The sequence below is a fragment of the Helicobacter mastomyrinus genome, assembly GCF_039555295.1.
In the GTDB taxonomy this organism is placed as follows: Bacteria; Campylobacterota; Campylobacteria; order Campylobacterales; family Helicobacteraceae; genus Helicobacter_C; species Helicobacter_C mastomyrinus.
Window position 1 is genome coordinate 966,766 of sequence record NZ_CP145316.1, and the last position, 15,591, is coordinate 982,356.

At 37.7% G+C, this 15,591-nt stretch carries 20 protein-coding genes; 11 read left to right on the plus strand and 9 right to left on the minus strand.

Going from position 1 to position 15,591, the window contains the following annotated elements:
- Positions 1-83 precede the first annotated feature (83 nt).
- Complete coding sequence (locus V3I05_RS04845) at positions 84-1,181, minus strand: NAD(P)-dependent alcohol dehydrogenase (RefSeq protein ID WP_343354209.1); 1,098 nt, start codon at positions 1,179-1,181, stop codon at positions 84-86.
- Positions 1,182-1,806: 625 nt separating this feature from the next.
- Between V3I05_RS04845 and V3I05_RS04850 the strand changes: the two genes are divergently transcribed.
- The 8 genes from V3I05_RS04850 to V3I05_RS04890 all read left to right on the plus strand — a co-directional run bounded on the left by V3I05_RS04850 (position 1,807) and on the right by V3I05_RS04890 (position 6,318).
- Positions 1,807-1,980, plus strand: a complete 174-nt coding sequence (locus V3I05_RS04850; protein ID WP_343354210.1) for a hypothetical protein — start codon at positions 1,807-1,809, stop codon at positions 1,978-1,980.
- A 54-nt stretch (positions 1,981-2,034) separates the two neighbouring features.
- The gene (locus V3I05_RS04855) at positions 2,035-2,208 is read left to right on the plus strand and encodes a hypothetical protein (RefSeq protein ID WP_343354211.1); all 174 of its coding nucleotides are present in this window, start codon (positions 2,035-2,037) and stop codon (positions 2,206-2,208) included.
- A 54-nt stretch (positions 2,209-2,262) separates the two neighbouring features.
- On the plus strand, positions 2,263-3,855 hold the full coding sequence (locus V3I05_RS04860; RefSeq protein WP_425531748.1) for a phage tail tape measure protein: 1,593 nt from the start codon (positions 2,263-2,265) through the stop codon (positions 3,853-3,855).
- 14 nt (positions 3,856-3,869) lie between these two features.
- A complete protein-coding gene (locus V3I05_RS04865; protein WP_343354212.1) occupies positions 3,870-4,070 on the plus strand; it encodes a hypothetical protein in 201 nt (66 codons plus the stop codon).
- 74 nt (positions 4,071-4,144) lie between these two features.
- On the plus strand, positions 4,145-4,348 hold the full coding sequence (locus tag V3I05_RS04870; protein WP_343354213.1) for a hypothetical protein: 204 nt from the start codon (positions 4,145-4,147) through the stop codon (positions 4,346-4,348).
- Between the two features lie 102 nt (positions 4,349-4,450).
- Positions 4,451-4,948 (plus strand): Panacea domain-containing protein, encoded by a 498-nt coding sequence (locus tag V3I05_RS04875; RefSeq protein ID WP_295700986.1) that lies wholly within the window; start codon positions 4,451-4,453, stop codon positions 4,946-4,948.
- Positions 4,941-5,216 (plus strand): hypothetical protein, encoded by a 276-nt coding sequence (locus tag V3I05_RS04880; protein WP_343354214.1) that lies wholly within the window; start codon positions 4,941-4,943, stop codon positions 5,214-5,216. The genes V3I05_RS04875 and V3I05_RS04880 overlap by 8 nt, the downstream gene beginning before the upstream one ends.
- Before the next feature lie 943 nt (positions 5,217-6,159).
- Positions 6,160-6,318 carry a hypothetical protein gene (locus tag V3I05_RS04890; RefSeq protein WP_300446473.1) on the plus strand — a complete coding sequence of 53 codons (159 nt, stop codon included), beginning with the start codon at positions 6,160-6,162 and terminating at the stop codon, positions 6,316-6,318.
- An 891-nt stretch (positions 6,319-7,209) separates the two neighbouring features.
- On the opposite strand, the gene V3I05_RS04895 is transcribed toward V3I05_RS04890, so the two are convergent.
- The 6 genes from V3I05_RS04895 to V3I05_RS04920 form a co-directional block, all read right to left on the minus strand.
- Positions 7,210-7,710, minus strand: coding sequence for a hypothetical protein (locus V3I05_RS04895; RefSeq protein ID WP_343354215.1), 501 nt, complete (start codon positions 7,708-7,710; stop codon positions 7,210-7,212).
- A 26-nt stretch (positions 7,711-7,736) separates the two neighbouring features.
- Positions 7,737-7,880, minus strand: a complete 144-nt coding sequence (locus V3I05_RS04900; protein WP_295700994.1) for a hypothetical protein — start codon at positions 7,878-7,880, stop codon at positions 7,737-7,739.
- A 52-nt stretch (positions 7,881-7,932) separates the two neighbouring features.
- Entirely contained in the window at positions 7,933-8,409 is a 477-nt protein-coding gene (locus V3I05_RS04905) for a hypothetical protein (protein WP_343354216.1), read from the minus strand.
- 30 nt (positions 8,410-8,439) lie between these two features.
- Entirely contained in the window at positions 8,440-8,577 is a 138-nt protein-coding gene (locus V3I05_RS04910) for a hypothetical protein (protein ID WP_300446479.1), read from the minus strand.
- 67 nt (positions 8,578-8,644) lie between these two features.
- Positions 8,645-8,908, minus strand: coding sequence for a hypothetical protein (locus V3I05_RS04915; protein WP_343354217.1), 264 nt, complete (start codon positions 8,906-8,908; stop codon positions 8,645-8,647).
- Positions 8,909-8,924: 16 nt separating this feature from the next.
- Positions 8,925-9,215, minus strand: a complete 291-nt coding sequence (locus V3I05_RS04920) for a TM2 domain-containing protein (protein ID WP_300446573.1) — start codon at positions 9,213-9,215, stop codon at positions 8,925-8,927.
- 271 nt (positions 9,216-9,486) lie between these two features.
- Between V3I05_RS04920 and V3I05_RS04925 the strand changes: the two genes are divergently transcribed.
- The 3 genes from V3I05_RS04925 (at position 9,487) to V3I05_RS04935 (ending at position 14,489) form a co-directional block, all read left to right on the plus strand.
- Positions 9,487-10,083, plus strand: coding sequence for an FAD-dependent oxidoreductase (locus V3I05_RS04925; RefSeq protein WP_300450056.1), 597 nt, complete (start codon positions 9,487-9,489; stop codon positions 10,081-10,083).
- 611 nt (positions 10,084-10,694) lie between these two features.
- Entirely contained in the window at positions 10,695-13,415 is a 2,721-nt protein-coding gene (polA, locus tag V3I05_RS04930) for a DNA polymerase I (RefSeq protein ID WP_343354218.1), read from the plus strand.
- A gap of 360 nt (positions 13,416-13,775) precedes the next feature.
- Complete coding sequence (locus tag V3I05_RS04935; protein WP_369699024.1) at positions 13,776-14,489, plus strand: triose-phosphate isomerase; 714 nt, start codon at positions 13,776-13,778, stop codon at positions 14,487-14,489.
- A gap of 397 nt (positions 14,490-14,886) precedes the next feature.
- Here the strand turns inward: V3I05_RS04935 and V3I05_RS04940 are convergent, their stop codons facing one another.
- Both V3I05_RS04940 and V3I05_RS04945 read right to left on the minus strand, forming a co-directional pair.
- Positions 14,887-15,273: a hypothetical protein gene (locus V3I05_RS04940; RefSeq protein ID WP_300446489.1), complete on the minus strand. Its 387-nt coding sequence runs from the start codon at positions 15,271-15,273 to the stop codon at positions 14,887-14,889.
- Positions 15,274-15,421: 148 nt separating this feature from the next.
- Positions 15,422-15,568: a hypothetical protein gene (locus tag V3I05_RS04945; RefSeq protein ID WP_300446491.1), complete on the minus strand. Its 147-nt coding sequence runs from the start codon at positions 15,566-15,568 to the stop codon at positions 15,422-15,424.
- Between the last annotated feature and the right edge of the window lie 23 nt (positions 15,569-15,591).

A 15,591-nucleotide genomic window follows, 5' to 3' on the forward strand; every position in this document is an offset into this window, starting at 1 on the left:
TACAAGAATCCCATCTCTTGTTGAGGTTTCGCACCTTGCAGGTGTTCAACATGACATAGGTGCAGATATTTCATGCATTGCTCCTAAGCTTTCAAACTACTCATATCAATCACATAGCGGAATTTTGCCTTGCCTGTGGTGAGGTTTGTATAAGCCTCATTAATATCATTAACGCTAATAACCTCTGTTTCGGGGTAGATTCTATGTCTGAGTGAGAAATCTAGCATTTCTTGCGTCTCTTTAATGCCCCCAATGAGTGAGCCATAGACCTTTTTACCCGCAGAAAATACAAGACGTGCTACATCAATATGCGTTTTTAGCTCCGCAGGAGGCAACCCGACAATCGCCATTTCACCCCCAAAGGCAAGCAAATCCACATAATCATTCACATTATAAGCAGTAGGAATAGTAGAGATGATAAAATCAAATCTCTCCTTTACATCTTTTAGCCTATCAGTCGTGTATAGGGCTTTTGCACCAAGTGCTAAGGCTTCTTTTTCCTTATTTTTATTACGGGCAAATACGCTCACCTCCGCACCCATTTGCAATGCGTATTTTAAAGCCATTACACCAAGTCCGCCAAACCCAGCTACTGCGACCTTATCGCCGCCTTTGACATTGCTAAATTTAATAGGTGAATATGTCGTAATCCCCGCACACAGCAAGGGAGCGACTTTCTCTAATGACGCATCTTTTGGGACGCAAATAGCAAATTTTTCATTCACCACGATATTATTGGAATAGCCTCCATAAGTGGGGGCGTTATTATGAAAGCAATCAAGGCAATCATATGTGAAAACCACTTTGCCGTTCTCACAAAACTGCTCTTGGGATTTCTTACATGCCGCACATTCCCCGCAAGAATTGACCATACAGCCCACGCCCGCATAATCACCGACTTTGAACTTACTCACCTTGCTCCCCACAGCCACGACCTTTCCGGCTATTTCGTGTCCGGGCACCATAGGGTAAATGCCCTTCCTCCATTCACTTCGTGCGGAATGTATATCGCTATGGCAGATTCCAGCATAGAGAATCTCTATGAAAATATCATATTCGCCCATAGTATGACGTTTGAAGCTAAAGGGCTTAAAGGTATCATCTTTATGCGCCACAGCATAGCCTAGCGCGTCTATCTCCGCACCGCTTGTAGCTTGAGTGAGATTATCTTTTAATAACATAACAACTCCTTGTTTGGGAAACTTTAAAATTGCAATTATAATACCTAACACCAAGTGTTTGTCAAGCATACGTAGAGAAAAGTTAAGATAAATGCGTGGTAAAAGCCATTGTGATAGAAAAGATGAAAAGGCAAATCGTGGCAGAGAGGAAGGGATTCGATAAATATTGTTTATAGTTCCCTCATATAGGGATTAAGGTTTCTTTTGTCCCCAATCTGTCCCCACTCATTAATATTTTCTTTTATCTCTCAAACGCATTATAACGTTTGAGAACTCTCTTACATACTCTGCAATAAGCATTACAATAAGTGATAGCGGTGTATGTACAAGCATTACAAAACAATAAATATACATAGAGGCAAGAAATAATACAAGCAATGCAATAAAAAATATAAAAGCAGAGAGAAGAGCATAGCCCATCATATCTATATCATTGGTAAAAAAAGCATATATCGTAGCAAATACTATCCAAAGCATATGTATAAATAGCCCAAAGATAGCAAGGAATTGAAATACTCTTTCACTTATTTTTCTTCTAGCATTTTATGAGATTCCTTGTATTTAGGTGTGCTATAAGCTCTATAATTCATTATATTACAAATTTATCTTTTAATCAAGGACATCTATGCAAACGCAAATTTCTTTAAAGCTTATCCCTGAATTGAGCCAATTAAGCAAGGCTATTGATAAAATAACTAAAGATACAACCCAATCTTTGAGTAAAAGCCTAGAAGAGCCTATCAAAAAGCTTAATGATAAGCTCAAAAATGAGCTTAATATCGGCAAGGCATTGCAATGACCTAAACTACCCACAAAAGCCTTTGATGATATACAAAAAAAGTTAAAAGAGGCAATGAAGGTAAAACTTGATTTAGACTTGCAAGAGGCAAATGCCAAGATTGATTCTATGCGGTATCAATTACTTGGGCTTTATGCTTCATTTAAAGGATTGGTAAGCAAACCCATATCTGTGGCAATGGAGTTTGAAAGCTCTATGTCTGATGTAAAAAAAGGTTGTAGAGTTTGAGAGTAAAAATGAGCTTAAAAGCTTTGAAAAAGAGATTGGGGATTAACCAAAACTATCCCTCTAGCTGCCAAAGACCTAAGCGCAATCGTAGCTAGTGGTGGACAGCTAGGATTAGATAAAAATATCCTTGTCCCTTTTACTGATGTAGTAGCAAAGATGAGCACTGCCTTTGATATGGGGACAGCAGAGGCAGGAGATACCATCGCAGGATTAATGAAAAAGATGAGCATAGGCATTGATTCTGTAAAAGAGTTAGGCGATGCTATTAACTACATAGGGACAAAGAGTGCAGGAAGTCCTAGAGAGGTTGTAGCAATACTAGGGAGAATAGGCGGTATGGCAAAGACTATTGGCTTAAGTGCGGAGCAAACAGCAGGACTTGCAGGAGCATTTGCTAATATGAAGATTCCAGCCGATCAAGCAGGAACGGCTATCAATAAAATGCTAAGCGTGTTAGGCAATGCCGATGGAGGCACGGCACGATTTAAAAGTGCATTAGGCAGGATAGGCTTAAGCGGGGAAGAGTTAAAAGAGATGGTGGGGAATAACCCATTAGAAAGTATAAGGAGCGTGCTAAAAGCATTGAGGGTGTGGAGCAAAGTGAAAAAAGGTATTTTGAAAGATATGTTTGGAGAAGAAGCAGGACCTAAAATCGCACAAATCACCGCTAATATGGACGAGTTTGATAAGATTCTAGGGCTTGTAGCCAATAAAGATAATTATTTAGGCTCTATGCAAAAGGAATTTGATGAAGTAAGCAACACGACTGCGAATGCTATGGTGCTTATGGAAAATAGCTTTGGGAGAATAGCTAATGCAATAGGAAGCGTGTTTTTGCCACCATTGGCTAGTGGATTAAAAATTATAGCAGATATATCTAGCTCTATTGCTATTTTTTTAGAGAAAAGCCCACTTATATCAGGAATTACATTGATGATTCCAGCTTGTATGACTCTTGGTAAAGCAATAGGGATTGTTGTAGCTTCTTGGGGTGCATTAAAGACATTATTCTTTTATCCTTTTCAATTGATATTTGGACTTAATAAAGCATTGGCAATACATAAAATAAGATTAGTTGCCTCCACCATAGCTACAAAAGCCTATACCCTTGCTATGGGTGGAGCATCTCTTGCCACAAAAGCGTGGGGGATAGCTACAAGTGCATTTTCTAAACTCTTTAAAGTCTCTATGTGGAGTGTCAAAGGAGCGTTACTTAGCACAGGCATAGGGGCATTAATAGTGGGGATAGGATTAGCTATTGCGTCCGTGTGCGAAAATTGGGAGAGTATAGCACCTAAACTCATTGCGGTATGGGAGTGGATAAAAGAGGCAACCTCTCCTATAACAGAGTGGTTTATGGATATATTTGACTTTATAGGCAAAGGTATTGATAAAATCTTAAGCGGTGCAAGGGCAGTAACTGATTTTTTAGGCATTACAGATTCAGATGATACTCCTGCTAGTCTTGATACAAATGGTGTGGTAGAAAAGACCATTCACACCCAAACCCAAAATGCACAAAACTTCTACAATAACACACAAAATAGAGCTATCAATGACAATAAGACTATTTATATCAATACCACTGCAAGTGCAAATGAAGTAGCAGAAGCGATAAATGCTTATAGTTATTCCTATGCGGATTGAGAGAGGATAGCCCAATGATAAATATACGCAATCTTTTAGCCTCTCAAGCAAATGAGTTAAAACACAAGGAAAATCTTAAGAAACAAAGGGCATTTCAAAGCTCTCCTTTGCAAAGCATAAGCCCAAAAGAGAATGAAAAGCTTATTAAAATAGATAAGTTTATCTTTATATTGAAAGCATTGATTATGAGCTCAATCTTGGCATTACAAAGGTAGAGAGCATACGCACAAACTACTATTTAAAGCTTGGGGGCAATGAGGAGAGAGTAAGCTTTGAGGCGAGAGTCTTTGTGGAATATTTGGAGCATTTCAATGGGCTTGTAGCAAAAATAAAGCAAAGAGTGCCACTTTCTTACTCAAGTTTAGAATCAAGTGTGAATAGAAAAATCATCATTGATAAATTCCACTCTAAAAGCAAAGATTGGCTTATGGATAATTCTAGGAATATCACTTATCATACAAAGGAGTTAAGCATAAGCGGGGTGTTGGTGTAGAGATTCTACTAAAGAGTATATTTACAAAAAAAGTCGATTTAATCTTTATATTATTAAAACTTAATATAATACAAACATTCAAATTATACTAAGGTGGCAAAGTTGAATAAGACAGAGGCAACCATTGCATATATCATTAATTATTTTCAATGCAATAACTCTCCTAAAAATCTTGGCAAAGTGAAGCTTGTGAAAATTCTATGGTTTGCCGATAGAGAGTTTATGCATAAATACTTTAAGCAACTTACAAATTTAGAGTATAGAAAAATGCCTCAGGGTCCTATGCCTACAAATATTAATTCAATTTTAAAATCTATGCAAAAAGAAGGGATTATTCAAACATTTGAAACATCTAAATATGGCTACACACAACAATCTTTTTTATGTTTGCAAGAGCCAAATTTAGACGCCTTTAGTCCGCAAGAGATAAGCATATTAGATAAGGTCATTATAGACTTACTTGATAAGAGTGCTTCACAAATCTCTCAAGAGACACACGATGAGCTATGGCACTCCATAGAGCAAGGAAAGATAATGCCATTAGAATCAGTCTTTTTACAAGATGTTATCCCTGCTACACAAGATGATGTGAATGGCTAAGATTGATTCACCTGATGACTTATTTAAGCATTTTAACTTTTCCAAAGATTGTAAGTTGATTGTTAGTCAGCTCTATAATACACATAAAGAGCGATTTTTAAAACCTCTTGCAGGTATATGCGGAGGTATCAAAAGACAAGCTAAAGAAATATTAGAGAATGAGTATGAATATCCTAAAGGAACATTTTATGTAAAAACCTATACGTTAAAGATTGTTTATAAAAAAGAGACGTTAGAAATTATTAGCGTAAATTGGCAAGATAGCTAATTTTATAACCATCTTGCCTATCATAATGTAATCCCTCGTGTGAAATCAAAGTGGGCGGTTTTACTTTGATTTCAAACATTAAATTTAAGCAGATTTAATAATCCATAGTGGCTTCCTCCTCACAATCCCAATCCACAACCCTTCAGTAATTCTCATTAACCACTTCAGGATTTTTGCTCTGCAAAAAAGCAATAGCCTCACTTGGCGGAAGTGAAAAGTCAAATTCAAGCATTGCTTTAGAAGCCATCTTATCCCCTATCAATAGTAGAATCTATCCAAAAGAGTGCGCTATTAAGAAAAAGTCGCATTAGCTCCTCATTATCTTTAAGATATATCTTATTCCCACCTTGAGAAACATAGGGCATAAAGGCATTATCGCATTCAAAATAGCGAGGTGAGATAAACTCAAATTGAGGGTAGATTCTGCTATTTTCTTGTCTATAATTGATAATAAAACTCGCAAAGCCATAAGCAATGGCAGAGCTACACTCATAGAGAAACTTTCTAAAATTGCGATTATTGACAAGCTCTTTTAAAAACTCATCTTATGCCTTATCCTCACCCTGCAAGACTATGGGCTTACCAATAAGGTTGCTTCTGCGTTTGTTTAACTCACTGGCAATATGATAGCCCCGATTCTCTTTTTTACCTCGACCCGCCTTATGTAGGGACAGGAAACTACTATAAAATGCAAAGAACCTTTAGTATAAAGGAGCATAAGAAACTATGTGCTTTGCTTAAAAACATTTGGGCAAATTTATCCTACGCTACAATGATTGCACCTTAGTGAGAGAGTTATATAAGGGATTTAGAATCATAGAGAGCAAAGAAGTGGGTATTCTCTTAATGTTGAAACAAACAAGGGAACAGGGGGTTGTTGTGATGAATTATGAGGATATTGCTTAAAGTTTTGTGCAAATCAAAAATTTAATGGGGTATTTATATGGAAGAAAAAATTGCAAACATAAGAGATGTGGAATATTGCCTAATTGATGGGAATATTTCAATAAGTCATTTTGATGATTTTTGGGAATTATTTATTTTGATAATATTGTTTTTAATTGCACTTCAGCAAAAATATTGTGGGGCTTACAATATTTGATAAACTCCTCCTCACTAAAATTATTCATATCCTTATACTCTCCTACTGCGCATAATGAACTAGCAACAAAGGAATAATTAGCATTGGGGAAGCTTTCTCATCTTTATTGCGGTAGATAACAATCAAACCACCTTTTTGAGATTTTCAATTTTTCTCATACTTGTGAGATAAACTTTATGAATACTATTGGATTCTGATAAATCTTTTAGTATATTAAAATCCTCTGTTTTAAGCATTGAATCCGAAAATATTCCTGTATGATACTGCGGTAAATACCTAAAATATATTTACTGACATTTTTAGTATTTATTGAGGAGAAATCAAGACATATATTCTGTTGCATCTCTTTTAAAGTTGTTGCAATGTTTTTTATCAGGACGAGTTCATCACCTTTATTGCCCCACTGCTTAAACCCATATTGCCCTAGTAGGTTGATTAATGCTGTGTGTTTTGAAAAAGTAGTAAGATAGAGATTAAATATATTGTTAGATATAGCAAAATCAAGCATTCTCTTAATGAGACGCTCACCAAGCTTTGTCCTGTGTAGGACAACTTTAAAGTTCCAACTTTTATCCAAGTTTTCGCTAAATCTAAAGGCGGTGTGATGCCTGTGTTATCAACGGGATTTTCCTCTTTAAGATATAAAAAACAAACTAATATTTTTATTCCCCCCTATTCTTTTTTTGCAGAGGAGCGAGAGGCATATCTTTGAAGCGGGGGTAGGGACAATCTTTAGCCTTTTTTTATCACATTTGAATGCAGCTCTGCGATTTGCGCTCACACAAAACTTTAGTAGCAATCTCACCCATTATTGTATCAATAGTTTCATCTTTAAACTCATTAATGCTTAGCATTTCTTTTGGTATCTAGTGTAAGGGTTTTACATAAAAGCTACAAACTACTTTTTGCCTGAATTTTGCTCTGCATTGCCTTTATTATCTCCAGCTTATAGGTTTCTTGCGCTTCTTTGATATCTATATCATAATCTGTTCTTTTAAGATTTTGTTTTGCTTCTTGTGCTGCCTTGACATCTGCTATCGCTGCTCCAATCACTTCTTCCTCATAATTCTTTTGAGCCTCTTTATAAGCACGTGAAGTTTGATTGAGTTTTCTCCCTTTATCACTCGATTCTAGGTTCCCTACCTCTCCAGCGTCATCATGGTAGCTCTCCGTAAGTATTTGATTCTGTCTATAAAATGCTCTATCCCTGATATTCTCAAATTCATAAATAGTGATTTCCTTTAAGCTTAATTTCTCCAATGCCCTATTGAAAGTATTATGAAATTCTTCAAGAGCATTAGAACGTATCCTGTTCCCTTCACTTAATATTTTCCTTTCAGCTTCGTCATATATGCTCTTAGCACTTTCATAAGCCTTTCTTGTCTCCTCCATTTTTCTCTTAGCATCTGCTACAGCCTTTAGCTCATTTCTGCTATGGATGCATACTGGGCAAAGGCTTCATCATAATCTTTTTGTATCCTAGCTGCCCTCTCCTGTGGAGTTTCAAAAAACCCTTGCAGAAAAGGCACATCCACACAGCCTAAACTGACTAAAACACTCATACTATAATCAAACCCTTTAAAATCCCTCCCATTGCTTACTCCTCAAGCATATCTAGCGGCTATACTTTGCTATGAAATTATCTTTTGCCTTGAAATAATCTTGATATACCTGCGTTCTTTTCTTGTTAAAATCCTCTAGGCATTTATAAAATTCACTTTCAAGGTTTTTACACGTTTGTGTTGGATTCGAACTTCCTGCTGAACATTTGTTTTGCTCAAGCTTTGGGATATAAGTATTCTGGCATTTTTTGTCTTTATCATCTTTATCAACTTGCCGCTTTTGCTTGACTAATTTTACAAAACTATTAATCACCTCATCGTTTGATGTGCCAAGTGTTATGGCTATATCCTCCAATTCTTTAAGGAGATTCTGCCCTTTCTTATAAACCGTATCTATCTTGCTATTTGTCTCCTTAATCTTGTGCTCAATAGGAGCAAGCTCATTATCGCGCTCATCAATCAAGGCATTATACTCAGCCCTATCGCCCAATTCTTGCGCTTCTTGCAAATGTGGCAAATAAGCTCTCACTATCTTCTTTTTCTCATCAAACAAGACATCCTACTCTTTACCTAGTTTCGTGCCTTGTGCGCTATTTGCAGCTATCTCTTTAGCCTTTGCCTTTAAGCTTTGCAAATCTGCACTTTGCCCTAAACTGACTATGATTCCAACCAAAAAAACACATTTTAAGATTTTCACTTTGCTCTCCTTCATTACTTAAAATTACACAATGATTTATCGTGGAAAATGCACATATAAGAATCTATTACCTTTTGCGGGTTGATTTTGTATTTTTTAATGCCGCATTAATAAAATCTCCATCTGGAGAATCAAGAACACTTCCAACACAAATTGTGATAAAATCCCTTCTTTGCCCTTCTGGCAATTCTAATTCATCAAACTTCTTATCACACATTTGTGTTAGAAGTGTTGTCTGTTGCCGAGCCAATTTGTCTGGTGCTACCTCCTGTGCGCCCATAAAACTCACACCTAAAAATACAAAAATACTTCCTAAAATCATCCTCCTCATTCTCCCCTCCTTATCTCTACACACCACAGAGTAAAAGCTGTGAATTGACTTTTTCAAAATTATCTTTCTTAATCCCTTTCCATATAAGGAATAAATCCACAAATGCCCAAATAAATCCAACAAATATAAATGCGCTAAGGAATTTACCTATACCTAGCCCTACATCACCTTTATAATATCTATCTACACCAAGTGCACCAAAGAGTAATCCTAAGATTAATCCCACCACAGGACTTTTAAGCTGTATCATTCCTAAAGAAGCTATTTTTTGCTCATCAGTTATTTTTGCTAATCTACTTTTAAGCATATCTAATGTTTGTTTGGGGACTTTACCTTCCCAAGCTGTTGCTGTTACTGAAGCTTGAACTACATTATTATCATTAATGTGTCCTGCATTGTTTTGAATCTGCCCTGTATTTTCTTGCATATTCTCTCCTTTTAATTTTTACTTTAAAGGAAAAATTATACACCCACCCACCCCCCTGAAGATTTGCTTAAAGATTAAAAAATATTACATTATTAACATTCTCTCACAAAATTTGAATATAATCTCACTCTACTAAAAACAAGGAGTAAAAATGAAAAAGACAATTACAATTATAGGTGGTGGTATTGCTGGGCTTAGTGCTGCGCTATTTTTTGCAGCAGCTAAAAATAATGAGATTGACTTTGATATTACTATTTTTGATGACAATCAGTCAGATTTAAAGGCAGCGGCGATTTATAATGTGCCATTTTTCCCAAAAGGCGCTAAGGCTGAAGCGATTTTCTCTCATATCAAAGGGCAAATAGATACTATGCTCAAAGTGCGCTATATCCAATCAAGCGTTACAGAAATTAGCGGGGAAAAGGGCAATCTCATCACTAAAGATAATGTGGGCAATGAAGTAAAAGCAGATTATATCATCGTGGCAACTGGTGCTTCAAAGTGTGATATTAAAGGCTTAGAGGGCTTTGTAGAGCCGCACACCCTTATGCCAAAGCCTAATAAAATCAAGCTCAAAACCAAAGAACGGCAAATGATAAAAGAGGGCGTGTATGCTGCTGGGCTTGTGAGCGGGGTAACTACGATGGTAGCTTGTGCTATGGGCAGTGCCAATGAAGCTGCTTGTGCGATTTTAAGCGATATTAAAGGCACTCTAAGCGTTCATCACGACACACCTAGCAGAGGCTAAGTCTTATCTTCAATGTTTTTCTTTATGGGAGCTTTGCCCCCCCTGAAATTTTGCTTAATGTTTAAAAAAATTTTAAGAAATAAGCAAAATCTTGACATAATTTCTACCAAAATGAATGAAGTTCTCATTTTGTACACGCTAAGAGAAGTAAATGTCAAACACACTGATATTAAGGATACAAAACGATAGGTGTATTTCAAAGGGCAGAAGAAATCCCCTTTGATAGTTGCGGGTGCAGAAGAAATTTTTTTCACTTGCCAAAAGAATTTACCACTTACTGCAACTTTTGGTTTAGAACATATTGTTATGGGTAGATTCATCATTGCTACACTATTGCACTAAAGTGCCACGTAGTCTTACACACGCAAGGCATTTGCAGGGCTTCTCTCTGTAAAAAGAGCCTTACGCGGTGGCGATAGCCACAACAGTGTAGGAACGATAGAGTAGTGAATCTATAATATTTCTTTAATTGTTACATGGTCTTATTATGCTTAAAGTATTCTCGAAGTATTGTTTGGTTACAATTTTTGACTTATTTATGAGGCTTTGCCTCGCTTTAGCATTTAGAATCTCAAAATACTGATACATTTTAAGACAGAGGGGGCAAAGTTATGCATACTTTAAGCGTGATTGATACTTTTGGTTTTTTCTTTAGAAGCTTTTATGCCCTACCCCCTCTTAAAAATGCACAGGGCTTTCCCACAGGGCTACTTGTAGGATTCTGTAATTTGCTGCAGTCTCTCTATAAAGACCCATCTTGCACATATATTATGTTTGCTTTAGAGGGCGGAGGGGAAAATAAAAGGCGCGAGATTTTTGACGCTTATAAACGCAATCGCCAATCGCCCCCTCAAGAATTGCTTATGCAGCTGCCTATTGCGATTGAATGGATTAAGCAAATGGGCTTTTTGAATATCAGCATTGAGGGCTATGAGGCTGATGATGTGATTGCCTCGATTAATAAAGTCGCTAACGCCCAAAATATCGCGGTGAGAATTATTAGTCACGATAAGGATTTGTATCAGCTCATCGATAAAGATACTTACATCTATGACCCCATAGGGAAACGCAATATCGGTGAAGCGGAGTGCATAGAGAAATATGGCGTGAAGCCTAAAAATTTTATCGATTATCAGGCCTTAGTAGGCGATAGCAGCGATAATGTGATGGGTATAAAGGGCATAGGTGCTAAAAGCGCACAAAAGCTTATCGCGCATTTTGGGGATATAGAATCTATGTATGCGCGTGAGAATGAGCTAACAGATGTGGTGAGTGAGCGGATAGCTAATCTCATAAAAGCAGGCAAGCAAAGCGCGTTTTTAAGCAAAAAACTTGTGGCGCTGCACGATGATTTGCTACAAAGCATTGATTTAAGCAAATGTCTAATGCCCGAATCTAATCCTATGTTAAAAATAATGGACGAGCTTAAAACCTATGGGTTAAAAAATATCATCTCTAAGGTGCAATCCCCGCACGAGCGCTATCAGCAGCGGCGAAGCGCACAAAGAGGTGTAGGCTCTACACTTGAGAGTGTGCAATCCTCACAAACTTTTGCTTTTAAAGCACATTTGCTTGATAGTGTGGAAGAAATAGAATCTATGCTAGATACCATTCCGCAGGGGGCGAAAGTGGGCTTTGACTGCGAGAGTGATAGCTTGGATATGCAGGAGGCGCATTTGGTAGGATTCTCCTTTTGCTTTGATGGTAAGAATGCCTATTATGTGCCGGTGGGGCATAGCTACCTAGGTGTAGGAAGGCAAATTTCTCTAGAATCTGCAAAATCCATTATCGCGCGGATTTTCACATATCCACTTATCGGGCATAATCTTAAGTTTGACTTAACGCTTATCTATCGCACTTTGGGGTTAGAACATAAGGGGGCAATATATGATAGTATGATTCTCTCTTGGCTGTATGATTCTATCGCTCCTGTGGGACTTGATAAGCAAATGATGAAGTGGTTTAAACATACAATGATTAGTTTTGATTCTGTCGTGGCAAAGGGGGAGAACTTCTCACAAGTGAATATTATTGCCGCTACACAATACGCCGCTGAAGATGCCGCAGCGACATTTGCGCTCTATCATCGCATGGAAGAGGAGTTTCACGCACGTGAATGGGGTGGAATCCTAGAGTTAGCCTATAATTTAGAATTCCCTTTTATCAAGGTGCTAATGGCAATGGAATGTGAGGGGATTAAAGTAGATATGGCACTTTTAGAATCGCTTAAAGACAAGGCGAGCGAGCATATATCACAACTCAGCAAAGATATTTTCACCTCTTGTGGGGAGAATTTCAATCTCAATTCCCCTCAACAGCTTTCCCATGTGCTTTTTGACCGCTTAGGGCTAAAGGCGGGACGAAGTGTTAAGGGCGGCTTAAGCACCGATGAAAAGACGCTTCTAGCGATTAAAGACAGCCACCCGATTGTGAATCTCATACTTGATTATAGGGAGAACAATAAGCTAAAAAGCACTTATATTGAGCCGCTTTTGCGCTTTGGGGCGGCAAATAGTGAGCATAGAGTCTATACATCATTTTTGCAAAATGGCACAGCCACAGGGCGGCTAAGCTCCAAATCGCCCAATTTGCAGAATATCCCCGTGCGGAGCGAAGAGGGGCGCAAAATCCGCCAAGCCTTTATTAGCAAGGCGGAACATAGCCTTATCAGCATTGATTACTCGCAGATTGAATTGCGGCTTTTAGCGCATTTTTGCAAGGATACTTCATTGATTGAAGCCTTCAAACAGGATAAGGATATACATTTTGAGACGGCAGCAAGGCTTTTTGGGATAGAAAACGCGCAGGAGAAGCGCTCCATTGCGAAGTCTATTAATTTTGGGCTTATCTATGGTATGGGGAGCAAGAAACTCTCACAAACTCTGCAAATTCCACCCAAAGAAGCAAAAAGCTACATAGAGAGCTATTTTGCACTTTTTCCTACGATTAAAGATTATCTTAGCGCACAGGAAAACTTTTTACTTGAGAATGGCTACTCACAGACGTTGCTAGGACATAGGCGGTATTTTGACTTTAGTAGGGCTACGGAATTTATGAAGGCAAATTTCTTGCGTGAGGGCATTAACTCGATTTTTCAAGGGAGTGCGGCGGATTTAATAAAGCTTTCTATGCTTGAGATTCACAGAATCTATAGCAAGAGCGATTTAAAAATGCTCTTACAAGTGCATGATGAGCTGATTTTTGAAGCTCCAAGTGAGAGGGCACAGGAATATGCCTATGCTGTGGCAGATATTATGAATCATATTTATACGCTTGAAGTGCCACTAAAATGTGGGATAAACATAGGGACAAACTGGGCAGAGCTGAAGTAGGGAATAAAAGCCCCTCTCTTAAGCTAGAGGCAAAAAGAACCAAATCTCCCCTTACAAAAAAATAAAATTAGAGATTCTATACCTTAAAATCTCACTTGATAAATAAGGTGTAGCTTTAGTTATAAGTGTGTCCTTTAGGGATTAGCAGAGGCTTTAGCCCTGATGGCAAAGGCATAATAGACATACTTCACTAATATAAAAAAACAAAAAAGAATGTAAAATACGGATTTTAAATCTTAAAAACTTAACACTTGCAATGTGAAACAAAAGGGCATTCAAACAAGTATAAATATGCCAAGCCTCCACTTATAAGCTTTTGCAAGTAAGGTTAATTAACTTAATCACAAAGGATTTCAAATGCTGCCCATCATTGCCGCTAATTTCAAAGCCAATCTCACACGCGCAGAGGTGCAAATATATGCCAAAGAACTAGAATCTCTCCTTACACATATCAAGTCAAATACTAAAGCCTCCCCGCAGGTAGATATTTTCCCCTCTGCAAGCGCCTTGCTTAATGATGATTTCACACATTTTCATATAGGAGCGCAAAATGCTTATTTTGCTTTAAATGGTGGATTCACAGGAGAAATCGGGCTAAGTCAATTAACAGAATTTCATATCTCACGCATTTTAATAGGGCATAGTGAGAGGCGCACATTATTTAGCGAATCCCAAGAGTTCATCAACAAAAAGTTTCAATTCTATAAAGCAGCGGGATTCTGTATATATTACTGCATAGGTGAGCCCCTAGAAGTGCGGCAGAGGGGAGAGAATGCGCTTAAAGACTTTTTAAGTGCACAGCTTAGTGGTATTGATGTGAGCTATCCTCAACTTATTATCGCGTATGAGCCTATTTGGGCGATTGGGACAGGGGTTAGTGCTACAATGGAGCAGATTCAAGCCACACATAATATGCTCTCCACCCTCACACCTGCACCTTTGCTTTATGGTGGTAGTGTGAATGGCACTAATGCAGGGGAGATTCTTGCATTGCAAAATGTTTCAGGTGTGCTAGTAGGTTCGGCGAGTTTGAAAATAGAAAGTTTTAGAGAAATTATCCACGCGGCTTTGTAGCCTCAAAGCTAGAGATAGTAAAATAGAAATTACTCATTATTACGATCAAGCATTTTAAGAAGCACAAAACCCAAGCTAAAATGCTTACACGGATTCCAATTGAGAGCATACGCAAAATCGCAAAAAATATCAAAAGCCCTGATACGAGGTAGATTCCCTGAAGTGCATCTATGCATTTGTAATAAAATCCCAAATATAACTATAAGAGAGCTAATATGAGGGTTTCCAAAATATCAAGCTCTACTTTTGACTTTTTCCTTTTTACTTATAGGTAAAATTATAGCAGAGAGCTTGATATAGAGTAAATATTTTACGCAAATGCAATTAAGCCTTGTAAGCTTTGTGCAGCATAACAAAGGATATGGATTGCATAATAAAGAAAATTAAAAGGATATGCTTACTTAAGTTTCCCAATGGTTTTTGCTATACCAATAGCCACAGAACAGGTTTTAATAGCATTTTTTACCTCATCACTTGTGGGCAAAAGCTTTTGTGCTGTGCTTTTTGCACTCTCTACCACTGATGCTTTTTCAACCGCACTGCCACCTAGAAACAACTTCTCTTCTTGTGTAAGTTGGCGCACAATCTCCCCTGACACACATTGATTAAGGCTTGCAAGCTCTTCTTCATTAAGCACTTTGCCATACGTAAGCTCTAAGGGTTTTTGTATTTGTTGAGCCACTTGTGTCTTTGCGCTTTCTTCCAAATCTGCTTGTAATGTAGGCAAGCTTGATAAACACCCAGCAAACAATATCGCACAAGCTACTAAACTCAATTTTTTCATAAATCCTCCTAGTAAGTAAATAAAGCCCGTATTATCAAATCTAACACCTTAATTCACAGCCTTTAGGGCTTAAACCGCTCATAGAAAGGGATAGGATAAAGCCTATTTAAACCCATAGAGTAAAAAAGGGCAAAAACATTTAATATTTTTATGCTCGTGGAGGGCGGAAATATCGCAATACTCCAAATACTAAGGCAGCACATAAAAGCACCACGATAATGCCACTAAATGCTTCAAAATAGCCAAATGGCTGACTAAGATCCCATATATGCAAGCCCATAATATCAAAACCCATTTTTACCCCTTAAGTGAGAAACT